Origin of the sequence: Bradyrhizobium sp. CB2312, assembly GCF_029714425.1 — a bacterium.
In the GTDB taxonomy this organism is placed as follows: Bacteria; Pseudomonadota; Alphaproteobacteria; order Rhizobiales; family Xanthobacteraceae; genus Bradyrhizobium.
Genome location: NZ_CP121668.1, coordinates 8,168,203 through 8,191,651, shown reverse-complemented (window position 1 = coordinate 8,191,651; position 23,449 = coordinate 8,168,203). Strand labels below are relative to the sequence as shown.

The window sequence follows — 23,449 nt, the reverse complement described above, 5'->3', positions numbered from 1 at the left end:
TCGTTGTTCTCTAATCGGTCGGATCCGAATGCGGGCCGGTGAGGAGGTGGCACGCAGCTTGGCGGCCATCGGCGAGTTTCGTGAGCGGCGGGTTTTCGGTCTTGCACACCGCCATTGCGTACGGGCAGCGCGGATGGAATTTGCAGCCGCTCGGCAGTTCAAGTGCGCTGCCGGTATCATCGAAAACTTCCGCCGCATGGGGCACGTAGTTTGGATCTGGCCGCGGCACCGCGTTCAGCAGCGCCTGCGTGTAGGGGTGTCTTGGCGCCGCGAAGATCTGCGCGCTTTCACCGGTCTCCACCACGCTGCCGAGATAGATCACCGCGACGCGCGTGGAGAGGTGCTCGACCAGCGCGAGATCGTGTGCGATCAACAGGTAAGTGAGGCCGAACTTCTCCTGGATGTCCATCAGCAGGTTCAGCACCTGCGCGCGGATTGACACGTCGAGGGCCGAGGTCGGTTCATCGAGGATGACGATGCGCGGATCGAGCGCAAGCGCCCGCGCGATGGCGATGCGTTGCCGCTGGCCGCCGGAGAATTCGTGCGGGTAGAGATCGGCGGCGGACGGCGGTAGCCCGACGATCTCCAGAAGCTCGATCACCCGCGCGTTCAGCGTCGCGCGGTCACGCTTGTAGTGCGCAGTGATCGGCTCGGTGATGATCCGCCGCACCGTCAGGCGCGGATTGAGCGACGCATAAGGATCCTGGAACACCGCCTGCACATGCCGGCGATAGTCCTTGATCTCCTTCCGCGACATCTCCTCGAGGCTCTTGCCGTCGAAAGTCACGGCGCCCGACGTCGCCCTTTCGAGCTTGAGGACGAGTTTGGCGATCGTGGTTTTGCCGCAGCCGGACTCTCCGACGAGAGCGACCGTCTGGCCCTCGGGAATGTCCAGATTCACGCGCTCGACCGCGCGCACCGTAGCCTCGCCACGATCGCTGCGGACCGTAAAGTGCTTTGAGAGATCGTGAAGTTCGAGACCCATGATCGTTACTGCTTCGCCGCGAGCCAGCAATTTACGGCATGGCCGTCCCCCAGCTCCGTCGCTGGCGGATAGTCGTCGCAGACCGCCATCCGCTTCGGGCAGCGCGGCGCGAAGCGGCAACCCGTTGGCAGGTTCATCAGATTTGGCGGCTGGCCGGGAATCGCGGCGAGACGTTTGCGTTTCTGGCCGAGATGCGGGATCGCCTCCAGCAGTGCCTGAGTATACGGATGCTGCGGGTTGCGATAGATGTCGTTCACCTTGCCGGTTTCGATGATGCGGCCTGCATACATCACCGCAATGCGGTGGCAGAGGCCGGCGACGATCGACAGATCGTGGGTGATCAGGATGATGCCGAGCCTCGAGTCCCGTTGAATACTGCGCAGCAGGCTCATTATCTGCACCTGAATTGTGACGTCGAGCGCGGTGGTCGGCTCGTCGGCGATCAACAGGCGTGGCGAGCAGGCGATCGCCATGGCGGTTACAACACGCTGGCGCATGCCGCCGGAAAACTGGTGCGGATAGTTCCTCAGCCGCCGCTCCGGTGAGGGAATGCGCACCCGCCGAAGCCCGGCGGCGGCGGCACCCATCGCCTCGCGAACGGTCCTGACCAGCTTGTGGTAGAGAAACGGCCCAGAGACCTGGTCGCCGACCGTGAAAACCGGGTTGAGCGAGGTCATCGGATCTTGCGAGATCATCGCAACCTTCAGACCGCGCACGCGGCTCGCCATCTCTTTTTCGCTGAGCTGCAGCAGGTCCTCACCGTCGAGTTTCACACTGCCGTCCAGCCTGCCGTCACCATGGATTGGTAGGAGGCGCAGGATCGACAGGCAAGTCATTGTCTTGCCTGAGCCGGACTCGCCGACGATGCCAAGCGTCTCGCCTTCGTTCACCTGAAATGAAAGGCCATCCACCGCCTTCACCACGCCGCGGCGCAGATGCAGGTGCATTTGGAGATTCTCGACTTGCAGAAGTGGCGCCGCGGTCACAGTTGTCTCCGTTTCGGGTCGAGCAGATCGCGCAGCCAGTCGCCGACGAGATTCGAGGAAAGACAGGTCAGCATGATGGCTATGCCCGGCATCGTGATCCCCCACCAGGCATAGGTGATGTACTGCCGCGCATCGGCGAGCATCAGGCCCCACGACGTGCCGGGCGCTTGGATGCCCAGGCCGAGGAATGACAGCGACGCCTCGAAGATGATCACCTGGCCAACCTGCAGCGTCATCAGGACCAGAAGTGTGTTGAAGATGTTAGGCAAGAGGTGCCGAAAGAAAATGATGAGCGGGCCGCAGCCGGCGACCTGGGCGAAAGACACGTAGTCCCGCTCGCGCAATGAGAGGATCTCGCTGCGGATAATGCGGCAATACCAGGTCCAGTAGGTGAGCACGATCACAATGACGACCGTGGAAAGACCGGGATCCATCGTTGCGGAGAAGATCAGTGCCAGCGCAAGACCGGGGATCGCCATCATGATTTCGGCAATGCGGATGATCACTGCGTCAACGATGCCGCCGAAATACCCCGCGATGATCCCGAGCATCGTGCCGATCGCGCCGGAAAACACTATCGCATAGAGAGCGACAATCGCGGATACCCGCGCGCCCGCGATGATGCGTGAGAAGATGTCTCGCCCGAGATTGTCGGTGCCGAGCAGATATCCGTAGCTGCCGCCGGATTGCCAGAACGGCGGCCGAAACGCGGCGGCTAGGTTCAGTCCATTGGGATCATGGGGGGCGATGCTCTCTCCGCCAATGGCTGCGACAACGATCAGCGACAGGATCAGAATTGGAATCCAGGGCGCGCCCTTGAGACGGAAACGGACCAGAAATGGCGGCGGCGCCGTATCCGCCACGACGCTAACCGGCGTTGGTGCCGAGGCTACACTCACAAGCGGATCCTCGGATCGATGAGGCCGTAGGACAAGTCGACGAGGAAGTTCGAGAGCACGAACGAGATCGACGTGACGAGCACGCCCGCCTGCACCACTGGATAATCGCGCGCGAACACCGCTTCGACGACCGTTCGTCCGAGTCCGGGCCAAGCGAATACCGTCTCGACCACGAAAGCGCCGCTCAGCATCGAAGCGAAGTAGGCCCCCATGATGGTGACCAGCGGCAGCAACGCATTGCGGAAAGCGTATTTCCAGATCAGCAGGCGCTCCGGCGTGCCGACGGAACGCCCCATGCGAATGTAGTCGCTGTCGAGCACCTCGAGCATGCCGGAACGAATAATGCGCGTCTGCGCTGCGACAGGATACCAACCAAGCGCGATAGCTGGGAGGATAACATGCTGAATACCGTCAGCACCGAAGGCAGGAAGCCAGTGCAGTGTGACCGCGAACACCAGGATCAGGATAAGCCCAACCCAGAACGAGGGCACAGCCTGGCCCAGCATGGCGATGATCCGTCCGATTTGGTCGACCCACGAGCCCCGACGGACTGCCGACAACACGCCAAGCGGAATCGCGAGTGCGAGACTAAAGGCAAACGCCGCAGTGGCCAGGAAAATGGTCGCCGGCAACCGTTCAAACACGAGTGCCAGCGCCGGCATCTGCCAACGATAGGACTGACCAAAATCGCCCTGGAGCGCCTTCCATAGGAACAGCAGGAACTGCTCCCAAATCGGGCGATCGAGCCCGAGATCTTGTCGTAGCGCAATGATCGCCGACTGCGGGGCGTCCATCGGTAGCATCAGTGCGACCGGATCTCCCGAAAGGCGTGAAATCACGAAAATGATTACACTCGCACCGAGAACGCTGAGCAGGGCGTTGAGCAACCCCTTGGCAAAAACCGCTTTCACAACTGCCTGACCTTTCCCGGGGAGAGCTCGGGCTATTTCGTGAAGCTGACTTCTTGGAACGCGCGCCACGATCCGGACGGCCACGGCCGGAAATCGATGTTGTCGCGCCAGGCCAGCGTAATGACCGGACGATACGTGGTCACGCCGCCGAGTACGTTCTCATGTTTGTATCTGGCGATCTGCTTGATCAGCTCCACCCGCTTCTCCGGGTTCATGGTATTCTTCAGTTCCTCGACCATTTCGTCGGCTTTGGGGTCGTTTGTATATGAATAGCTACCGAAGCCCTTACCGGGGACGAAGCTGTGTAGCATCCCTGACCATGGCTCAGCCGGATCACCCGGGAGGCCATGGCCCCACATCCACATCAAGATACCGTCCATCTCGGGCGGCCCATTGCGGCCTCGGCGACCAAGATTGATCCAGGCCGAATACTCAAGCCCTTGCACCTTACAGCGAATGCCGACGGTGCTGAGATAGGCAAACACGGCCTCGCCCATTTCCTTCACGTTCGGCTCGCGCGGCGTGATCAGGTTGTAGCACGGCATCTCGAAGCCATTCGGATAGCCCGCTTCGGCTAGCAGTTGCTTCGCCTTCTTCACGTCGTAGGAGTATGGCTTCAGGTCCGGATCGTAGCCGGCCTCGCCCTTGCCGACCTCGGTATAGCGCTCGCCCTGCCCGAACAGCACGCCCTTGATGATGGCGTCGACGTCAACTGCGTGCGCCACCGCCTGCCGCACCTTCAGCTTGCTGAAGGGTAAATCCGGCTTATAGGCGGGAAAATCGATGTAGAGATTGTTTGACGAATTCGCCGAGAAGGTTTTCACGCCCGGCATCTTCTTGATCTCATCGACGGCCGACGCAGGAACCGCGTCGATCCAGTCAACAGCCCCCGACTTGAACGCCGCAACGCGCGTGAGGTCTTCCGGAATGATCTTCACGACCAGGTTCTTGACCTTCGGCCGCGCATCCTTATTCCAGTAACCCTCGAACGCCTCGAGCTTCAGCTCTTCCTTAATCGAACGTGATACAAACTTCCACGGGCCGGTGCCGACTGGTGCCTTGGCAAAGCCTTCCTCGCCCACCGCCTCGAAATACTTTTTAGGGATTGCCCAGAGCTGCAGCGCGTTGGGGATGTAGTTACCGTCCGGCGCCTTGAAATGCAGCGTGAAGTGATGGTCATCAAGGATCTCGAACTTTTCGACATTCGCCTGTGTGTAAGATAAGCGCGAGATCTTTGGATCCCTGAGCCGCTCGTAGGAGAATTCGAAATCGGCCGAGGTTAATGGATCGCCGTTATGGAACTTCACTCCTTTACGGAGATGCACGTCGATGATCGGCTTGTCTGGCGTACCCTCGATGGACCAGGACTCGGCGAGCCAGTTTACCATCTTCAGGTCGGGATCGAAGCGGACCAGTTGCTCGAACATCTGCGCGGTGAAATAGTAGTCAACGCCGGCGGAGGACCTTGTGGGATCAAGCATCGTAGCTTCTGCCCCAAGCGCCGCGACAAGCGTGTCCTTGGTTTGTGCCGAAACCGTTGCATTGAGCGCGAGTAGGCCACACGCGACCGCAAGAACACGCAAGACGATCATGCTTTTTCCTCCCCGATTTGCCGAACAATCGTAAAGGGCTGCTCAGGAATAAAAGCGCTGAAAACTGGCCCTGCATTAGGGAAAATCTGCAAAGAAGAGGACACTCCTGCGGCTTAAAGGCCGAGCCTCCGTCACAATTCCACTTCGCTGATACCACGCGCAGTCGAACCCTGGGACACCCAGGCCGCGCGCGAAGGAGATTCGCAACCACCCTGAGGTGATCGCGTAACAGCGAGCCGCGCTGATCAAATCGCCAAGCTGGCGAAGAAGCTTGGCAATGGTGACCGGCAGGTAAGTTTTTGCTATGCCTGAATCGAGAAGTGACGGGACTGGGGCACAACTGCATCGTGGTGGTCCCCTTGCTGATCCCGATGAAGGCTGGGGATCGTCAAGGGCGGACCGGCGCGACGCGGCGATGCCGGCCACGTTGCACCGGAGCGGCGAGCTGACGGCGGTGCGGGTTTCGGATGCTGCGCGTGAGGCAATGCGCGACTTTGGTGAGAGCCCGCGTCACGGCGATGCGTGTAGTCGGCAAGGCGCGGAAACATCTACTAGGCTTCCTGCTGCGATATGGGCGTATCTATGCCGGCAAGAAAGGCTGGACCCTGGCTTATCGTCCCTGGCTCACCACGGTGCGCTTCGATGACCCGGCTAGCCAATCGTTCTGCAGGACTACATTCATGCCGTGACCGATGCTGAGGCCCGTGTGGAGGGCTTGACCAAGCGGATCGAACAGCTGGCGCCACAATGTTCGATGACGCCACTCGTTGAGGCCGTACATTCCGTGCGCGGCATCGCCTTCATCGTTGCCGTGACGGTGGTTGCCGAGGTCGGCGATTGCCGACTCTCGCCCTCTAGACCAGGGCAGCCCCAGACGAAACCACGGTCATGCGATACCCAACCCGTGCATGAGAGCTTGATCAACCGTCGTCTTTGGCCCTGACCTCCTACCGTGGGCACCTTCGAAGTGCAGCGTCCGGGCGCTCAGCCGGAAGCGGCTCCGCTTTATCGAGTCCCTTGACAGCAAACATGAGAGACAGGCTGTTGAAAAAAGCGCTCGCCGCGGACCAGCGACCATGTTTCATTGGCTCCGACGAGATTCGGAGATGGTGCGTGCGCGGCGGCGACAATCGAACAAGCCAGCTGTTCAGCTACGTCGATGTGGAGGCGCCGGTGCGGCGAGATCATCCGCTACGAGCGATCCGGACGATTGTAAACGAGGCGCTGGCGCCGCCGGAGCGCGAGTTTGCCACGTTCTGTTCGCCGATTGGGCGGTCGTCGATCCAGCCGGAGAAGCTGCTGCGGGCGATGCTATTGCAGGCGTTTTTATTCGATGCGCTCCGAGCGGCTTCTAATGGAGCGGCTGGAATAGGACCTGCTGTTCCGTTGGTTCGTCGGAATTGGCGTTGACGACGCAGCCTGGGATCATTCGGAGTTCTCGGAGAACCGCGACCGGCTGCTGGAAGGCGACATCGCGGCGAAGTTCGGCCATTGCATCTTCCCGGCTACCGGGACATGTCAAGCTCGGCGCACGAAGAACGGCCATGCGCGCGTGGACACGGGGGCGAAGCCGCGCGCGAGGCGATTACGCGCAGCACCATCACCTTGCCCGCGAACAGCGTCGTTCGCTGACTTGGGATCACTGAGCCGAAATGGCCCAACGTGATCGTCTCAAGACCGATGCGGATGTCCAACCACTTCTGCGAACTGCAAAACTATGGCAGCGCGGCACCAACGAGAACACCAATGGCCTCCTACATCATGTACTTCCCGAAAGGCACAGACCCCACAGCGCTCACGAAATGGCGGCCCTGGCAGCGGCCCTCAATGCTCGACCGAGAAGGACTCTGGGCTGGAAAACGCGCTCAACAAGTTGCTGCCATTAGCGAGTAGTGTTGCGACGATCGCTTGAATCCGCCCGGTACGCTTCACACGAATATCGCGCGGCCCTTGCCGTCGCTTCATCGCATCGATGAGCCGCAAAGCCGAATGCTACGACAATGCTCAGATGGAGAGCTTCTTCCACACGCTCAAAGCCGAGCTCGTTCATCATCGGCAGTATCAGACCCGCACCGAGGCCCGGCGTGATATCTTCGCCTTCATCGAAGGCTTCTACAACTGCGCATCAGAACACCCATCTGGCTATGTGATTGAAGAGAAGAGATTTTGTTGAGCGGGATGCGATCCCGCGGGGTATTTTGGGTTCTGTCGCCCTCGTTCGGCGATAGATTGAGCAGCAGTTGTTATCAGCGAGGTGCGGGCGAAGATCCAAGGACCATCCGGCAGAGGATGGATGGACTCGATCTCGCCTGCTTCGGCGGCGAGCCGGAGCGTCTTGGGCGCAATCTTTAGGAGCTTTGCCGCGTTGCTGAGGTTGCGCCAGGGCTCGATCCCGTCCTCGGCGGGCTTGAACACCCGGATGCGGTAGTTCGAGCGCATCGAGGTGACGCGCTCGCGGGTCCAGCGATTGCCGTTACCGGTCTTGAGGCCATTGCGATTGAGGAGGCCGGCGATCAGATCGTCGCTCGCGATCAGCACCAGTCGGCGCACAGCTTCGATGATGTTGGCGGAGGTGCCGTTACGCTGCCCGCGCCGGCGCTTGGGCAGGCGTATCTCGCTGTGAACGCCGCCGACCCAGTGGACGATGAGGATGATCTCGGAGGCCGCATCGTCGATATCGGCCACGACCTCATGGATAAGGGTGCGCACAATCCGCTTCTTGAGGCGCGCATCTGTCGTCGGCGCATCCCAGACCGTTTTGAGGTCCGAAGCCAGAACGCCGAGCGACGCTGGATCAGCAATGGGGGTGGGTGTCGCCGCCTCATGCATGGCGATCTTGCCCTCAACCTCCGCCGCGTGAGCAAGTGCCCTGTTCCAGCGCGCTTCAAGCTCGCCCGCCACCAGCCGGTTCGCGGGATCAGCGGCATCGTATTGCCGGAAGGCCCGGTCGGCGGCATAGCGCGCCGCTTCGAGGTCGCGACTGAGAGCATCGCGCACCTGATCGCGCCGTTCGCTGGCCTCGTTGGCGGCAGTGGTTGCAGCGACGAAGCGCCCGGACCGACAACGCCTAGCAGTGCTTCCTCGATTGCATCATCGACGCGCAGTCCGCCAAAGGCGATGCAGTGGGGCCCGCCATTGTCCATCCAGGCGCGGCTGCAGCTGTAGCGCGGGATACGGCTTTCCATGCCGGAGTACCGGAGTGTGAGCTTGCGACCGCAGCGCTTGCAGCGGATCCGACCGGCCAGCAGCGCGTCACCATGCTTGGGCGCGCCGTGATGCCGACCGGTGGGAACATTGCTGCTGACCATGGTGCGAATCGCCTCGTACTTCTCCCAGCTCACATACCCTTCGTGAGTGTTGGGCTTCAGCGTCAGCCATGCGTTCCGCGCCTTGCGGCGGATCTTCACGCTCACGCCCGCGGTGCTGTATCCCGCCGCCACAGCCGTCTTACCATAGGCATAGGCGCCGCCGTAGACCGGGTTCTCAATGATCCGGTGGATGGCAGAGTAGTTTGGTCGCCGCCAGGCCGTGTCGCCATTGGTCTGCTTCACCGGCAGATCGAGATTGTACTCGTGGAGCCAGCAGAGCGCCTGGCGCGCGCTGCCCAGTTCCTCGACCTTGTCGAACACCAGCTTGATCGCCTCCTGGACACGCCGATCCGGGTCTTTCTCATAACGGTCGCCGGCCTTCACGAAGCCGACGGGGGCTGTCACAACCAACTCGCCCCGGCGCGCCTTCTCGTAGCGGGCCGAGAGCGAGCGCTGGCGCAACAGATCCAGCTCGTACTCGTTGAGGCTGCCCTTGAGCCCGAGCAGCAGGCGGTCGTGCCGTGTCTTGGCGCATAGATGGTCTCTTGATCGACCAGAACGGTGTCGACCACGCGGCACATCTCGATGAGTTGCTGCCAATCCCGGCTGTTGCGGGCGAAGCGCGAGACCTCGCGGGCGCAAACCGCACCAACCTTGCCAAGGCAAACCTCCGCTACCATCCGTGCAAAACCAGCGCGTTGTATGCTGCCGGCGCCTGAACGACCGAGATCATCATCGATCACTTCAACCTCTGACCACCCGAGCGCCGTCAGCCGGTCCCGCATGGCGTATTGCAGCGCGCTGCTCTCGCGATTGTGCAACACCTGATGGGCCGAGGATTGACGGACGTAAAGAATCGCCTTGCGCTCCAGATGGTGAGGCCTGACCTTGTCAGAGATCATGATCGACCTCCTTCGCGGGCAGCGTTGCTGTCCTCGCAGCATGGTCGAGGATCAACTGCGTCATTAGGCCCGTGAGGGCCTCCCGGGCTTCCGCCGGCAACTCCAGCCACGCGGGCGCGCCGATGGCGCCGTTTGACAGGCCACTCCCGAACAGATCCATCTGCGGCTGCGGCCGCGGTTGTCGATTGTGTCGGTATCCGCTCCCTGGCATTGCCGTCTGGCGTGACATGAGTCGCTCCCCGATTCTGGTCGTGAGAGGCTCTGGATGCGCCAGAAAGCAGGGCAGCTGATGGCGTTCGACCCTTCAACGCCAGATCGACAAGCGCAGAGAGCGCCGCAAGTGCATCGATGCTGACAAACGGCTGAGCTGCCAAAAGCTCGGCGTCAGGGCATGCTGCCCGATCGAACATCCATGCTGGAACCTCCAACCATCGATCCGCTTGCGATCCATCCAGAGAGCAGCGGAAAGCGACATCATCAGCCTTCCCGACCGTTCCATGAAAGCAAACTCGGCGACCAAACCAGGGATGAAATCGATAAAGAACCTCGCGAAGAACGGTTTTGTGGGCGTTCTTGAGTCTTATTGTACAACCGAACCCGGCTCCATTCCGCCATCGGATATATCCTCCGATCGAAATGGAGCTAAAAGGCGCTTAAAACCCGTCCACTTGTTGGGGGAAGATCACATCGGAGGAGCTGAAGGCGGAATCGCCGCCGACGAATACACTTTCAGCGTCTCCGCGTTGTCGCGCTTTCTCCAGCGTCGCAAGATCATGCTCAAAAAAGACTGTATACACCACCGAGCAAGAGCGGCCGCACGTCCCGGATAAACGAGAAGAATGGGATCTCGAGGACGAGATTGGCGTCATCCTGACAAGCACATATTCGTTCACGAGACATGTGCGTCGACCAACATGACGCGGCGCGAGCTCCGCGGCTGCGGGGCCTGCATCCCGTGCGGTCCAATGGAAGATAACTTCTTCGTCGCAGGCCTGCGCCTGTCGGGCACGGTCCAGCGATGGTACTCGATGAAGCGATCAAAGGGCTTGCCTTTAGGCTTACGTGGACCAAGTGCTCGTTCGAGGCCGAAGAGTTGGAACAGGCGATAAGCCGTGCTTTTGGCAATTCCCATCTCGTTTGAAATGACGCGGATGCTCCAATGGGGCGCGACTTTGGGCTTGCGAGCGAGTGTCTTAGTGATCAGCTCGGCCACGGCCTCGCCCGACCGTGCGTGGCCTGCCGGCACTCATCTCGTCGTAGCGATCCTCCATGCGATTGAAGCGATTGCGCCATCTGCTGATCGTATGGTGGAAGGCACCAAGCCACGTCGCCACGACTATGTTGCTCGCCCCACGTTCGCAGGTCAGCACGATCTTGGCTCGCAGCGTCGGCCCCAGGGAGCAAGGGCGATCAATGGCCGTCAGTCTGCGCGCTTTCTTCGCTGGAAATCGTTAGGATCGCCTTACGGGGTCCGGTGCACATCGGCTATCTTCTTCGCTCGGGATACCTGAAACAGACCCAAAAATATGCTACGAATTTGCGGGACAGAACACTAAGTAGGCTCATCCTTCGTCCCATTGCGGCGAGTAATCGGGATCGTAGATGCGTAGGTTGCGCGGCCGGAGCCCCGAGATCGCGGACATCTCCTCTCCGGAAAGCTCGAAATCGAACAAATCGAGGTTTTCAGCCAGCCTCTCATTGCGCTCGGTGCGCGGAATGGCGACCACGCCTTCCTGCTGCACGTGCCATCGAAGAACGATCTGTGGCGGGGTTTTGCCGTGCCGCTTGGCGGCATCCGTGATCGCCGCTTGTTCGAACAACGCTTCGCCGCGACCGAGCGGAGCATACGCAACCATGGCCATGCCGGCCGCTCGGCAGGCCGCATGGACCCTGGTCTGGTCAAGAAATGGATGATACTCTACTTGGTTAGCGGCAAGGGGGGCATCCGACAGGCGAACCGCCTCCGCGAGTATCGCGGTGGGGAAGTTCGACACGCCAATGTGCCGCGTCATGCCGGAATCGCGAACCGCGTTCAGCGCCTTGATGGATCCCGCCAACGGAATTTCCGAGTTCGGCCAGTGGATCAGCAGCAGGTCGACCGTCTCGAGACCAAGGCGCTTCAGGCTCTCCTCGGCCGATCGCTCCAGGTCTCCGGGAGCGATATCCCAAACTTTGGTTGTGACGAAGACGTCGTCGCGCGGCACGCCGGAGAATCGCAGTCCCTCGCCCACTGCGCTCTCGTTGTCGTAGGTCGATGCGGTGTCGAGATGGCGATAGCCGAGCGAAAGCGAGTTCGCGACCAATTCCGAGCACACCTCGCCCTTGAGCGTCCAGGTCCCAAGCCCGATTACCGGGATCGCCGCGCCATTCACCACCACCTTATGCATGAAGACCTCCTTGCTTCTTCCCCGCTGCCGCGTGTCGGCTATCGCCGGTGACGGGCCTTGCGCCAGCAAGCGCCTTGATGAGACCATAGTGTTTTCGTCGGATTCCCAGCATTTGTCGCTGTGCGCCAATGCAAGAGAGCATCAACGTCGATGTTAGAAACTAGACGAAAGTGAGGAATTGTCTGGTTTGCATGTGTCATCCGGGCGGAGATGGCTTTCCGCAACGGCGTCAGTGGATTCTCGGTGAAGGGGTGTCCAATGACCGCGTTGATCTCGATCGTCACACCTTCCGGCGCGACGATCGTCGTCAATATGCCGGTCACCGGCGCTTCGATATCTACAGCGGCCTTGGCGGTCTCAACTTCGACGATGATTTCGCCCTCCCTGACCTTATCTCCGATGTTTTTCAACCATCGAACGATCGTAGCTTCCTCAATACCCATTCCACTGGAGGGTAAAATGATGTCTGTCGGCATCTTTACTTCCATTCTATTCAGAGTCTTCGAGGATCTCAGAGCAGCCGCCGTACGGCAGCCACAATGCGCTCCGTCGTCGGGTAGAAGTCGTTCTCAAGGGACGGACTGAAGGGCACGTGAATGTCCGGAGCGCTCAGGCGCAGGATGGGTCGCTTCAATAAATCGAAAGCCTCTTCCACCATCACAGCTGCGATTTCACTTCCGACGTTGCAGACAGGGTGCGCGTCCTCAACGATTACAAGCCTTCCGGTCTTCGCGACCGATTTCTTGAACGCCTCATGGTCGAGCGGCTTCAACGTACGTGGGTCAATGACTTCGACCGAAATGCCTTGCTTGGCGAGCGCGTCGACAGCTTGCATCGTCGGCCGAATGGCGCCGGCAACGGCGATGAGCGTTACGTCTGTTCCCTCGCGTTTCATATCCGCCTTGCCAATCGGGATTATGTGTTTCGGATCTGTGGGCACATTTCCCTTGAGCGGCCATAGGCGGGCGTCTTCGAAGACGAGTACAGGATCGCCGTCGCGAATGGCCGATTTCAAAAGCCCCTTGATATCTGCGGGGCTGGTCGGGCTGATGATCTTAAGGCCCGGCACGTTCATGAAGAACGTATAAGGTCGGTCAGCATGCTGGGCTGCCAGCGACTTCATCGAGTACATACAGGCGCGAACCACGATTGGAACGTCGATCTGACCTCCTGTCATGTATCGTAACTTTGAGGCCTGATTGATGATCTGGTCCGAGGCCAGATAAACGAAACTCGCAATTGTTAGGTCTACGATCGGACGCAACCCGTTGATGGCGGCGCCGACCGCGACGCCGGTAAAACTGCCTTCTGAGATCGGTGTGTTCCAAATTCGATTTGTCCCGAATAGTTCGACGAGTTTGCCGCCGCCATACACCGAAATGTCCTCTCCCATGAGGATGACGCGCTCATCGAGCTCCATTTCCTCTATCTGCGCCTGTAGGATGGCTTCAAGATAGCTCATCAGAACATAGGTGCTGGGCGCCACGGCAAGTTTCTGGGCGTCGGTTTGCATGTCGACTAATTCCTCTCCAGCCCATTGACGGAGCTGTAATGGTCCGGAAGCGGCGAACTAAACATGTAGTCGGCCAAAGTGTCCGGACAAGGCGTTGGACTGGACAAGGCAAATTCTACAGCCTGCTTTACGGCGTCGATGACATCTTCTTCGATCGCTGTTAAGATATTGTCGTCGACACCCTGTTTCAGCAACTCGCTGCGATAGAGTACAATCGGATCTCGCTCGCGCTTGTATCGCTCGACTTCTTCGGTCGGCCGGTACGGCGGCCCCGAAATCACCATGCCGAAGCTGTGCTCATCGAACCGATAGGTCTCAGCCACTATGAGAGTTGGCCCATCGCCCACGCGTGCTCGCGTGACGGCCTGCGCTGCGGCTTCGTAGACGGCGCTCACGTCCTGCCCGTCAACCTTAACGCCTGGCATGCCGTAGCCCGCCGCCCGCAGCGCGATGTCCGGCTGCCCGTGGCTTTGCGCTACCGAGGTAGAAACTGCATAGCCGTTGTTCTCGCAAAGATAGATGACCGGTAGCTTCCAGAGCGATGCCATGTTGAGACTCTCATGGAAGGTGCCCTCGTTAACCGCTCCATCGCCGAAAAAGCAAAGAGTAACCTGATCGACGCCTCGCACCTTGGCGCTGAACGCGCAGCCTGTGGCGAGAGGAATGCCCCCTCCCACGATGGCCGATTCGCTGATGATCCCGACCGATCTGTCTGCAAGGTGCATCGAACCTCCGCGCCCCTTGCAAATGCCGCCCTCCTTTCCCATCAATTCAGCCATGAGCGCGTCCAGATGGGCGCCCTTCCCGATCGGATGACCGTGCGAACGATGAGTTCCAGTCACGGCGTCATCGTCCCGAAGCGGGAGACATGCCCCGACGATAGCGGCCTCCTGACCCACGCTCGCGTGGAAGGAACCTGGGATCTTCCCAGCTTTGAACTGGCGCATACCCTCTTCTTCAAATCGACGGATGCGCAGCATCAGCCGATAGGCCTCTAGTTTCTGATCACCGTTCAACTGCATGATCCAAAGTTGCTCCAATATCGAAGTAAAAGATGCCGCCCGGGACGGCATACCGCAGGTCCTCTTGATTCAATTCGGTCTTCGCCCCCAGCCTCATGCGCCTTCAATACCGCGATAATCTGCTCTTTCGTGAACCTTGCTCATTCATTCGTCCGTCCTTCTTCGGGCCCGACTCTAACTCCTTCTGGAGGAAATACGCAGTGGCAGGTCACTAGCAAGCCGCGGCTTGCGCTCGCACCACACCGCCGGCGTTGATGCCGCCGTCGATGACGAGTTCGGTGCCGGTCGTATACCGTGACGCATCCGAGGCTAGATACAGCACGCCTTGCGCGATATCGATTGCCTGCCCGGCACGACCAAGCGGCGCCACGACTCTTGCACGCTCCTCCGGACCGATCGGCGCGTTCTGGCCGGTGCCAGGAGCGCCGGTCGGGATCTTGCCCCAGATAGGCGTATCGATGATACCGGGGTGCACAGAATTGACGCGGATGCCATCGCCAACTTGCGCGCACTCCATTGCGATCGACTTGGCGAACAGCCGCACACCGCCTTTCGTCGCGGAGTAGCCGGCGAGATTTGCCGAACCACGCAGGCCAGCGATCGACGACATCATGATGATCGAGCCGCCGCCATGCTTGCGCATCAGCGGCAAAGAATGCTTCACCGACAGGAAGACGCCGTCCATATTAATCGCGGTCTGCCGGCGCCAATCCTGCAGCGACATGTGGACAATCGAGGGCACGCCGATGCCGATCCCCGCATTGGACACCATCACGTCGAGCCGACCATGGCGCTTGCCGATCTCGGCTACGACTTCGATCCAGCGCTCCTCACTTGTGACGTCCTGCACGAGAAAGCTCACTTCGCGACCGGCCTTCTTCAGGCGCGTGACGATTTCAGGTCCGTTCATCTCGTTGATGTCGGTCGCGACGACCGTCGCGCCCTCCTGCGACAGCAGTTCCACGATCGCAGCCCCAATGCCCGACGCGCCGCCCGTCACCAGCGCGACCTTTCCTTGGACCCGTCCTAACATGTGCACTCCCAACGTTTGAGATTCTTTGCCACGCCGTCGACGAGCCGACGCCGATATCTCGGCTGGTGCGAGATCGCGCCGACTTCAGCGACGCCGTCGACATCACTCGAGGCGGTGTCCGCTCGCAGGATCACGATCTGCCGTGGCGATGCCGCCCCGCCTCTATCGCGGCGGCGCCGTCGCGCGCCACTGATCGCGCGTCGGGCGACGTGTGCACCTAACCCGATACCGGACTTGCCCTTCCTGGTGGTATGAAGATTGGCAATCCCATTGTCGCATCGACGCAGGCGCTCCCTTTATGCGGTGGTCGCCGTCGGCGGCACCGGTCACGAGGCCGTCGAACAGACCGGTCACGCTCTCGAAGCGATCGAGCGCGGATACGGAGTGCATATCCGAAGTACCGGGATTGGTGAAAAACACGTCCACCTTGCCCGCAACCAGCATTCTCGCCAGACTTTCCGAACCGTTCATGATCCCTCCATGTGGTCGATTGCCCCAACGGCTACCTGCATACAGCCCACTATCGGATTACGCTAACTTGCATTGCCCCTAAGCCACATTTCTCCAATGCTTCGCCGCAATTCTGATTTCGATTCGGCCGCGCGCCCGCTTTCTTTGTCACGAGCACGACATTAACTCCGGGCTTGATCGACCGATATGATACGCTCGTGCGAATTGAAGTTCGGCGTCTTCTAGCGAGTACCCGATACGGGTTATAACTCCTCGAAGAACAGCTCAAGCTACCCAAACTTGCAGGCGGAGCTGACAATCGCAAGCACCGGCTTTGAAACCGATCTCCCCTAGTCTAGCGCCGTGGAATTCATGACCGCGCGGCAAGAGCTTCTCGCGAGATTGAGCGATCGGCCTTTCGCCCTTAAGCTCGAAACTGCTGACAGTTCTGCGTGCAGCCTATATTTTTTTGCTCACGCAGAGCGAACGCCATTCGAGCCGTATAGTCCTGCAGTCGTACGCTCCCTCGCCATATTCGAAGGCGCGCATGGCTCTTCCGTTGCAAGGTCTAGCCCAGTGCGTCCAAACGTCGCGAACCCGTTCTGGATCACACCAAGGTCGTAATGGCGGCAGCGCCCGAACGTCGAACGGGTCAAACAGGAATGCGAACTAAGATAGTTCGCGGCCGAAGCAAGACTGACGGCCGCGTCAGTCGATCTTTGTCATGTATTGATCACGGCACGTGTATCGGTCGCGACGACGCGCTGAGCACGACAGGTCGGCGAGTACGGGATTCATTGTCACTCGGCCGCGGAAACCAGATCAGTACCGGGTCGCATCCGCCAGACTAATATTGCAGCACGACTCTATGAATACGTCGCATGTGGATTTGGTGAGGGTGGGATCTGGTCTTCGCTAGCTGCGCCGAGGACCGACACGTCGAGCGCCGCGAGCGGTCCATCGTGAAGATGATGAGCGGATTGAGAGCACGCGCAATGACGTTACGCTGCCGCTGTCCGCCGGAGAATTCGTGCAGGCAGAGGTCAGCGGCGGATGGCGACAGCTCGACGGCCTCCAGAAGCTCGGTCAATCGTGCGTTCAACCTCGCGTGGTCGCGCTCGTAGTCGGCTCCGTATGATCTGCGCACCGTTAAGCACGGCTTAAGGGAGGCGTACGGATCCCGAAGGAGCGCCTTAGTCTCGTGCCTTGACATCCTGCCGAGGCTCTTGCCGCCGAAGTTCACCGCCCGGCCGATCGGCCGCCTCGTCAGAACCCGAAGTGAGTTGAAGCTGTTTGGCAGGAGGTGCCGGAAGACGATCGTGAGCGGGCGACTTTGGCGAATGCCACGTAATCCCGCTCGCGCAACGACAGGATCTCGCTGCAGATGATGCGGCGCTGCCAGGTTTAATAGGTGAGCATGATAACGATGACGACCGCGGAAAGACCGGGATCCATTGCTGCGGAAAAGGTCAGCGCTATTAGCGCGGGACCGGGGGATCGCCATCATGATTTCGGCAATGCGGATGATCACTGCATCAAATGATGCTGCCGAAGTATCCGAAGTATCCCGCGATGATACGATCGCTAGAGGGCGACGATAGCGGATACCCGCGAGCCGGCGATGATGTACGAGAAGACGTCTCGACCGAGATTGTCGGTGAGAGCAAATATCCGTAGCTGCCGCGAGCTTGTCAGCACGGCGGCCGAAACGCCAGGTTCAGGGCGTTGGGTGTTGTCTCCGCCCCGATAGCTGCGGCAATGATCAGCAACAGGATCAGAATCGGAATCCACGACCTGCCCTTCAGCCGGAAACGGATCAGAAACGTCCGCGGGTCGTGTCCCCCACGGCAGTAACAAGAGTTGGTGCCGAGATTGCACTCACGGGCGGGATCCTTAGATCGATGATGCTGTAGGACAGGTCGACGAGGAAGTTTGGATAGCGCGAACAGGATCGAGTGATGGGAACGCCCGCCTGCACCATCCGTAAAGGGGGCAAGTTCCGCAACGGCAATCATTGACCTCGGGTGAGTTCGAATTCCCCTACGAGCGGCTCAGGGATCCAAAGATCTCGCGCCAAGGCGCCTGTCGGAAATGCCCGCCGATGATCGGGTTGTCCGACATTCCCTCGATCGCTCAGGATTCGGCCAGCCAGTTGACCATCTTCAGGTCCGGATCGAAGCGGATCAGCTGCTCAAACATTTGCCCGATGAAGTAGTGATCGACGCCGGCGGAGTACCTTTTTGGATCAAGCATTGTGGCTTCCGCCCCAAGCGCAGCGACAAGCGTATCCTTGGTTTCTGCAGAGACCATTGCATTGAGCGCGAGCAGACCACACGCGGCCGCAAGAACACGCACGACAATCATGCCTTTTCCTCTCCCCAATTGGTCGTAATTTGTAAAGAGCACCCAATTAACGCGTTGAAAATTCGCTGAGCTTAAGGAATTTCTGTAAGAACGAGGAGCTACTGCGGCTTAATCGCCGAACCCGGTCGCTAATCCGCCGGCGGGTACCATGCGCAGTCGAGACGGCGTATCGGCGCTGCGACATCCACGCGCTCTGGAAGGAGATCGCAACCACCTCGACCGGCGACGGCCAGATGAGGTGATCGCATCATGGCGAGGGTCCGCGGCGGAAAGGCCTCGAACGCCTCGTTGCGGACGCCAGGGTTGCTCCAAGCGTCTGATGTGGAGAAAGTCGCGGCTTAGTTGCATCGCGGCCGTAGGTCGTTGCGCTCACGCGAATCCAGGGGAGAAAGGGCGGCCCATTTGATGCGGGCCTCCACCCCAGCCAGCATCTTGGATCACAAACCGGCCCGTCCCGGAATCCCCCCTTCGGTTCAACCAAACGCGCAATTGCTCCATCGGACCCTCCTTGACCGACTCGGCCAGCGCTCATTTTTTCCTACCCCGAGGCCTTCGATGGGATCCGCTTCATATCTGCCGGAAAGAATACCGAAGACGCACGAGCCGCCACGTCCTGCGCTGTGTACGGTCCTTTAGGATGGAAGCCCTCAGGCATCAGCATCTTAATTTCAGCGATCTCTTCTCCCGATACGGCGAGGACCTTGCCCGAATGGTTCGCCGCCAAGTCGGACGCCATGAAGAGCACGCCAGGAGCGACATTCTCGGGACGCAAGATGGGATCGGGTTCGCCCTCTCGGATGCCTGGAACGTCCGCCCACATGCGAGTGACCGCGTTCGGCGCCACGCCCATAACGCGGATGCCATATTTGCGACCCTCGATGGAGAGAACTCTTATCAGGCCATAGATACCCGCCTTGGCCGCTCCGTAGTTTGCTTGGCCGAAATTCCCGAAAAGCCCTGACGTTGAGGACGTCATAATGATCACGCCTGGTCGACGGTTATCTTTGAGCCAGTTCCAAACGGGTAGCGAGCAACAGTAGGCCCCCTTCAGATGAACCTTGACGACGAGATCCCAATCCTCCTCCGAGGTCTTGGCAAATGTCCGGTCCCGCAGGATTCCTGCATTGCAGATCAGGATGTCAACTTGGCCGAATGCCTCGATCGTGGTTCTGAGGATATTCTCACCTCCGGCCACTGTGGATACGTCATCGCTATTGGCCACGGCCCGTCCGCCGGCCGCTATGATCTTAGCCGCTACCTTTTCAGCCGCGCCGCTAGCGCCCGAACCGTCGACCGAGCTGCCGAGGTCATTGACGACGACGGCCGCGCCCTCTTTGGCGAACAGCGTCGCATAAGCCTCGCCCAGACCGCCGCCTGCCCCGGTGATGATCGCTACCTTGCCGTCCAACAATCCCATCCTGTGCTCTCCAAATGCCTGCATCATGAACGCGCGCGGCGCTACCGATGCATCCTAAGTCATTCCTTGCTCACCTGCTCTCGCCTTCCAGATAATAGAAGACAGGAGTTCGCGTGTTGCTCCCATGAGAAGGCCTTGCCGCGTCTAAGGCCGAAGCTGTGGCGTTGCATTTTCATGGGACACATTCGTGATGCTGAGACTCGCTTAGTCAACCATCGCGTCGCAATTTGTCATCCGGCCACGTTTGTTGCCGCGTCTGCTCACTTCGGCTGACCCGTTGCGCCCTCCTAGCACTCGCCAGCAACGGAAGGTACCTCTATCCAAGGGAGGAAAATCGGCCCGCTTTTGTCGAGATTTGCGCATTTCGGACTAATTTCACGTTTTAGCGCAGGAGTTCATCCGGCAAGTCGATTCTGAAACCTCAGACAGCTAGCCGATACAAGATCGGCTACACAGTGTCGGCAGCGTCATTAATCGCGGCGTAGATTCCAGCCAGGTCTGCCGCCGTGACACAATACGGCGGCATCACGTAAATCGTATTGCCAAGCGGCCGCAGCAGCAGAGTTCGGTCCTTGAAGACGGCTCCAAGCTTCGGGGCCGATGCCCGCTAGATGACCCGGATCGGCCGTTTTCGGATCGAGCGCTGTGATGGTCTCGGTCCGACGAACATTTCAAAGCGCGAGTCGGTGCGGAATGGCTCCAGTGCCTGTTCTTGCATTGCGGCGACCAACCCTACACGCTCACGAGTGTCTTGGTCCCGCCAGAGATCCAGGTTCGCCGTTGCGGCGGCGCAGGCTACTGGATTGGCGATATATGAACTCGAATGAAAGAACGTACGCGTACGATCTTTCCAGTAATGCGCGCCGAAAATATCCGCACGGCAGAGTGTCACCGCACGAGGGAGCGCCCCACCCGTGAGACCTTTGGAATAGCAGGCGGTATCGGGCGTGACATTGGCTTGCTCGCGGGCGAACGGTGTAACGGTGCGCCCCATCCCGTCATGACCTCGTCGGCAATCAACAGAACGTCCGAGGCCTCGCAGATCTGCTTCATTTGTCTTAGCACCCAGGCTGGGTACATCAGCATTCCGCCCGCCCCCAATATCAGCGGCTCAACTATAAAGGCGGCTGGCCTTTCTTTTCAGCAAATGGAGTCGAGCGCATCGACTTGCCTGCTCTTGACCCTTCGTCGGGAACGGAATTGTGCCAACGTCGAAGAGCAGGGGCCCGCACGCCACGTTGAACACGCCGCGGGAACGGACCGACATCGCCCCAATCGTGTCGCCGGGATAGGAATGTTCCATTACGACAATGCGCGTTCGACGCTTGCCGACATTATGCCACTAGCCGAGCGCCATTTTTAGAGCAACTTCCACGGACGTGGAACCACTTTCGGAGAAAAAGACATGCTCAAGCCCATCGGGCGTAAGTTTCAGAAGTTGCGTCGCGACTTCGTCGACCGGATCATGAGTGTACCCGGCAAAGATGATCTGGTTGGGTCTGCTTGGCTGATCTTGAATTGCGTTCAAAATTCGTGGGTGGCAATGACCATTCGTCACGACCCACCACGATGAGATCGCATCAATGATACTAGCTCCATCCGCAGTGTACAGGTAAGCACCATCGCCACGCACAATCTTCGTCATATCGTCCTGAAGCGCGTGCTGCGTAAACGGATGCCAGATCGGCGACTTCGTCGATTCGCTGAAAGCGCCTGCAGCGCGTCTGCGGTGCGAGGAGAAAGCCAAGGCGAACGTCCCAACCGACGTACGGCTCCAATCTCGCAAATGGCCCTCTCAATGTCGACATTTCGTTCGCCAATGAATGCCATTCCACGATTTCTGAACTGGCGCCTTCGCAGAGCTTCCATCGAAAGTCGAGAGTAAATCACTGCGCCGAGTCGTGCTCGCACAAGGCACAATCGGAAGCCGCCATCCCTCGAATAGCGTCAATGTAAAGAATACTTTGCGTCCGCGGCACCATTAGCTCCCTGCGCCTTCGATCACGAGCGGCCGTTTCCGAGTATTCGGGAGCTGGAGCGAATCTGCGTCGATCCGAACTCCGTTAGGTGAAAGATGGGAGACGTCCCAACCGTGCGACGAGCTGGATATCTGTCTCTCGGTCGGAGCCAGCCTGAACCGGTTCCAATAGTTCGCGCCGAGGAGCTTGGCGAAACCGGCAGAAAAGACCGTTCTTCCAACTGCGGTATTTGTGCCGGTCACCACGATGCACCGGCTGACTGAGACCAGTTCGTCGTCTCCTTTTTCAGAGCATCTAGCATTGAACGGACCTCGTCCTCCCCGACATTGAGCGTGACTGAAATCCGGAGGCGGGACGTGCCCGCTGGCACCGTTGGCGGCCGGATCCCGCGGATATCGAAGCCGCGAGCCTGCAACGCGGATGCCAGGCCCATTGCACGGGCATTCTCTCCAACGACGTAGGGGATGATCTGCGAGCCCGAAGGAGTCCGCAGACCGCGTACGCGGATCTCCCGATGCGCAAACGCGACAAGGCTGGCCAGTTGCTGTTGCCGCTCAGGTTCCTCTCGTAGAATCAAGAGTGCCTCTCGCACGGCGACAGCCAGTGGCGAAGATGAATGGACGGCAGCGATTTACCAAGAAGTCGCGTAGCACTCGTGTGGTCGTAACGAGTGCGCCAGCAGCGCCCAGCGCCTTGCCGCAGGTGTGAACCACTAGGACATTCGCGCTTCTCGTAGGGCGCCGTGAGTCCTCGTCCGTACTCGCCGTAAACGCCTGTGGCATGAGCCTCGTCAATCATCAGGAACAACGCGTCGTAACGGTCAGCCGATAGCCACCAGATCCTTGAGTGGCGCGAAATCGCCATCCATGCTGTACAGGCTTTCGACCACGATCCAAACGCGCCCAATGCCGCCGTTCGCGCGCCATTCGCAAATCGTGCTCTCGACCGACTGACGATCATTATGTTCGCTGATCCGAAACTCGGCCCGACCGGCTCGCGCACCTTCATGTACACTTGCGTGCACGAGGGCATCGAGGACGAGCAAGTCATCCCGCTGTGGCAGCGGTTGTTAAGACGGCGAAATTTGCAACATAACCGCCGCCAAAGAAGAGGGCCGTCTCCGCTCCGAAGAACCGAGCCGCTTGAGCTTCGAGCTTTTCGTGCTCCTCACAATTGCCGCGCAAAAGCCGCGACCCGCCGGCTCCGATGGGGGTGCCTGCCTCAAGCGCGGCTGAGATAGCGTTCTTGATACGCGGCGCAGTCGCGAGCGCCAGATAATCGTTCGAGACAAAATCAATCCCCGCGCGCGGCTTGAGGCCGCGCAGCCGGTCAGCTTCTTTCAGAGCACGCAAAGCCGCGACATAGTCGCCGCCTTTGGCCGCATGACTTGTCTTCATTATTTCTCCCGGAACGGACCCCAATCACGCAAAGCTTCATTAATTGCGAAGCGTCAGCTTCGGTCCTCAGAATTTCACGCCCGCGATATTTGAGTCTCCCAGTCGACAAGTACGACGCGCGGAATGAACGGCTTGGCATATTCCTCTTCGAATAAGGCATATCCCACGATGATGATTTTGCCGCCAAACATGGAGATCTCACAGTTCAGATTGGGGTCGGTTATGGAAGTGCGATGGACATTGCCGTTCATGAGCGCGATTTGCGTCCGAGCCAAGCTGTGGGTCCGCAGGATCCTAGGCGCTT

General features: G+C 59.6%; 17 protein-coding genes and 7 pseudogenes. 3 read left to right on the top strand and 21 right to left on the bottom strand.

Annotated elements, in window-relative coordinates:
- Positions 1 to 10: 10 nt before the first annotated feature.
- From QA642_RS39525 to QA642_RS39505, 5 genes are read right to left on the bottom strand one after another with little or no spacing between them, the layout of a single operon-like run.
- Positions 11 to 985, bottom strand: coding sequence for an oligopeptide/dipeptide ABC transporter ATP-binding protein (locus QA642_RS39525; protein WP_283081700.1), 975 nt, complete (start codon positions 983 to 985; stop codon positions 11 to 13).
- Between the two features lie 5 nt (positions 986 to 990).
- On the bottom strand, positions 991 to 1,932 hold the full coding sequence (locus QA642_RS39520; protein WP_283081699.1) for an ABC transporter ATP-binding protein: 942 nt from the start codon (positions 1,930 to 1,932) through the stop codon (positions 991 to 993).
- Positions 1,933 to 1,967: 35 nt separating this feature from the next.
- A complete protein-coding gene (locus QA642_RS39515) occupies positions 1,968 to 2,870 on the bottom strand; it encodes an ABC transporter permease (protein WP_283081698.1) in 903 nt (300 codons plus the stop codon).
- The gene (locus QA642_RS39510; RefSeq protein ID WP_283081697.1) at positions 2,867 to 3,781 is read right to left on the bottom strand and encodes an ABC transporter permease; all 915 of its coding nucleotides are present in this window, start codon (positions 3,779 to 3,781) and stop codon (positions 2,867 to 2,869) included. The genes QA642_RS39515 and QA642_RS39510 overlap by 4 nt, the downstream gene beginning before the upstream one ends.
- Positions 3,782 to 3,813: 32 nt before the next feature.
- Positions 3,814 to 5,373 (bottom strand): ABC transporter substrate-binding protein, encoded by a 1,560-nt coding sequence (locus QA642_RS39505; RefSeq protein ID WP_283081696.1) that lies wholly within the window; start codon positions 5,371 to 5,373, stop codon positions 3,814 to 3,816.
- A 1,113-nt stretch (positions 5,374 to 6,486) separates the two neighbouring features.
- On the opposite strand from QA642_RS39505, the pseudogene QA642_RS39500 reads away from it, so the two are divergent.
- The 3 pseudogenes from QA642_RS39500 to QA642_RS39490 form a co-directional block, all read left to right on the top strand.
- Positions 6,487 to 6,859: pseudogene (locus QA642_RS39500) on the top strand (transposase); the annotation flags it as partial.
- Positions 6,860 to 7,091: 232 nt separating this feature from the next.
- A pseudogene (locus QA642_RS39495) lies at positions 7,092 to 7,235 on the top strand (IS30 family transposase); the annotation flags it as partial.
- A gap of 57 nt (positions 7,236 to 7,292) precedes the next feature.
- Positions 7,293 to 7,492: pseudogene (locus tag QA642_RS39490) on the top strand (IS3 family transposase); the annotation flags it as partial.
- A gap of 23 nt (positions 7,493 to 7,515) precedes the next feature.
- On the opposite strand, the gene QA642_RS39485 reads toward QA642_RS39490, so the two are convergent.
- The 16 genes and pseudogenes from QA642_RS39485 to QA642_RS39405 all read right to left on the bottom strand — a co-directional run bounded on the left by QA642_RS39485 (position 7,516) and on the right by QA642_RS39405 (position 23,396).
- Positions 7,516 to 8,370, bottom strand: a complete 855-nt coding sequence (locus tag QA642_RS39485; protein WP_283087157.1) for a hypothetical protein — start codon at positions 8,368 to 8,370, stop codon at positions 7,516 to 7,518.
- A gap of 134 nt (positions 8,371 to 8,504) precedes the next feature.
- Positions 8,505 to 9,002, bottom strand: a pseudogene (locus QA642_RS39480) (recombinase family protein); the annotation flags it as partial.
- An 80-nt stretch (positions 9,003 to 9,082) separates the two neighbouring features.
- The gene (locus QA642_RS39475; protein ID WP_283081695.1) at positions 9,083 to 9,583 is read right to left on the bottom strand and encodes a recombinase family protein; all 501 of its coding nucleotides are present in this window, start codon (positions 9,581 to 9,583) and stop codon (positions 9,083 to 9,085) included.
- Entirely contained in the window at positions 9,573 to 9,743 is a 171-nt protein-coding gene (locus tag QA642_RS39470; RefSeq protein ID WP_283081694.1) for a hypothetical protein, read from the bottom strand. Before QA642_RS39470 ends, QA642_RS39475 begins: the two co-directional genes overlap by 11 nt.
- Positions 9,744 to 10,472: 729 nt before the next feature.
- Positions 10,473 to 10,796 (bottom strand): hypothetical protein, encoded by a 324-nt coding sequence (locus tag QA642_RS39465; RefSeq protein ID WP_283081693.1) that lies wholly within the window; start codon positions 10,794 to 10,796, stop codon positions 10,473 to 10,475.
- A 349-nt stretch (positions 10,797 to 11,145) separates the two neighbouring features.
- A complete protein-coding gene (locus QA642_RS39460) occupies positions 11,146 to 11,970 on the bottom strand; it encodes an aldo/keto reductase (protein ID WP_283087068.1) in 825 nt (274 codons plus the stop codon).
- Positions 11,971 to 12,008: 38 nt separating this feature from the next.
- Positions 12,009 to 12,446 (bottom strand): biotin/lipoyl-containing protein, encoded by a 438-nt coding sequence (locus tag QA642_RS39455; RefSeq protein WP_283081692.1) that lies wholly within the window; start codon positions 12,444 to 12,446, stop codon positions 12,009 to 12,011.
- A gap of 35 nt (positions 12,447 to 12,481) precedes the next feature.
- Positions 12,482 to 13,483 carry a pyruvate dehydrogenase complex E1 component subunit beta gene (locus tag QA642_RS39450; RefSeq protein ID WP_283081691.1) on the bottom strand — a complete coding sequence of 334 codons (1,002 nt, stop codon included), beginning with the start codon at positions 13,481 to 13,483 and terminating at the stop codon, positions 12,482 to 12,484.
- Positions 13,484 to 13,488: 5 nt separating this feature from the next.
- Positions 13,489 to 14,505: a thiamine pyrophosphate-dependent dehydrogenase E1 component subunit alpha gene (locus QA642_RS39445; protein ID WP_283081690.1), complete on the bottom strand. Its 1,017-nt coding sequence runs from the start codon at positions 14,503 to 14,505 to the stop codon at positions 13,489 to 13,491.
- A 211-nt stretch (positions 14,506 to 14,716) separates the two neighbouring features.
- Entirely contained in the window at positions 14,717 to 15,538 is an 822-nt protein-coding gene (locus QA642_RS39440; RefSeq protein ID WP_283081689.1) for an SDR family oxidoreductase, read from the bottom strand.
- A gap of 80 nt (positions 15,539 to 15,618) precedes the next feature.
- Positions 15,619 to 16,009 (bottom strand): annotated as a pseudogene (locus QA642_RS39435) (hypothetical protein); the annotation flags it as partial.
- A gap of 2,112 nt (positions 16,010 to 18,121) precedes the next feature.
- Complete coding sequence (locus QA642_RS39430; RefSeq protein WP_283081688.1) at positions 18,122 to 18,352, bottom strand: hypothetical protein; 231 nt, start codon at positions 18,350 to 18,352, stop codon at positions 18,122 to 18,124.
- Between the two features lie 538 nt (positions 18,353 to 18,890).
- Positions 18,891 to 19,769, bottom strand: a complete 879-nt coding sequence (locus QA642_RS39425) for an SDR family NAD(P)-dependent oxidoreductase (protein ID WP_283081687.1) — start codon at positions 19,767 to 19,769, stop codon at positions 18,891 to 18,893.
- 448 nt (positions 19,770 to 20,217) lie between these two features.
- Positions 20,218 to 21,414: pseudogene (locus QA642_RS39420) on the bottom strand (adenosylmethionine--8-amino-7-oxononanoate transaminase).
- A 572-nt stretch (positions 21,415 to 21,986) separates the two neighbouring features.
- Positions 21,987 to 23,145: pseudogene (locus QA642_RS39410) on the bottom strand (8-amino-7-oxononanoate synthase).
- Positions 23,146 to 23,219: 74 nt separating this feature from the next.
- Positions 23,220 to 23,396: a hypothetical protein gene (locus QA642_RS39405; RefSeq protein WP_283081686.1), complete on the bottom strand. Its 177-nt coding sequence runs from the start codon at positions 23,394 to 23,396 to the stop codon at positions 23,220 to 23,222.
- Between the last annotated feature and the right edge of the window lie 53 nt (positions 23,397 to 23,449).

Bases quoted from the DNA above. Each gene is read 5' to 3' on its own strand.
- QA642_RS39525 (WP_283081700.1), bottom strand. From the start codon at position 985: ATGGGTCTCGAACTTCACGATCTCTCAAAGCACTTTACGGTCCGCAGC.
- QA642_RS39520 (WP_283081699.1), bottom strand. From the start codon at position 1,932: ATGCACCTGCATCTGCGCCGCGGCGTGGTGAAGGCGGTGGATGGCCTT.
- QA642_RS39505 (WP_283081696.1), bottom strand. From the start codon at position 5,373: ATGATCGTCTTGCGTGTTCTTGCGGTCGCGTGTGGCCTACTCGCGCTC.
- QA642_RS39475 (WP_283081695.1), bottom strand. From the start codon at position 9,583: ATGATCTCTGACAAGGTCAGGCCTCACCATCTGGAGCGCAAGGCGATT.
- QA642_RS39470 (WP_283081694.1), bottom strand. From the start codon at position 9,743: ATGGATCTGTTCGGGAGTGGCCTGTCAAACGGCGCCATCGGCGCGCCC.
- QA642_RS39460 (WP_283087068.1), bottom strand. From the start codon at position 11,970: ATGCATAAGGTGGTGGTGAATGGCGCGGCGATCCCGGTAATCGGGCTT.
- QA642_RS39455 (WP_283081692.1), bottom strand. From the start codon at position 12,446: ATGCCGACAGACATCATTTTACCCTCCAGTGGAATGGGTATTGAGGAA.
- QA642_RS39450 (WP_283081691.1), bottom strand. From the start codon at position 13,483: ATGCAAACCGACGCCCAGAAACTTGCCGTGGCGCCCAGCACCTATGTT.
- QA642_RS39445 (WP_283081690.1), bottom strand. From the start codon at position 14,505: ATGCAGTTGAACGGTGATCAGAAACTAGAGGCCTATCGGCTGATGCTG.
- QA642_RS39440 (WP_283081689.1), bottom strand. From the start codon at position 15,538: ATGTTAGGACGGGTCCAAGGAAAGGTCGCGCTGGTGACGGGCGGCGCG.
- QA642_RS39430 (WP_283081688.1), bottom strand. From the start codon at position 18,352: ATGATTGTCGTGCGTGTTCTTGCGGCCGCGTGTGGTCTGCTCGCGCTC.
- QA642_RS39425 (WP_283081687.1), bottom strand. From the start codon at position 19,769: ATGGGATTGTTGGACGGCAAGGTAGCGATCATCACCGGGGCAGGCGGC.
- QA642_RS39405 (WP_283081686.1), bottom strand. From the start codon at position 23,396: ATGAACGGCAATGTCCATCGCACTTCCATAACCGACCCCAATCTGAAC.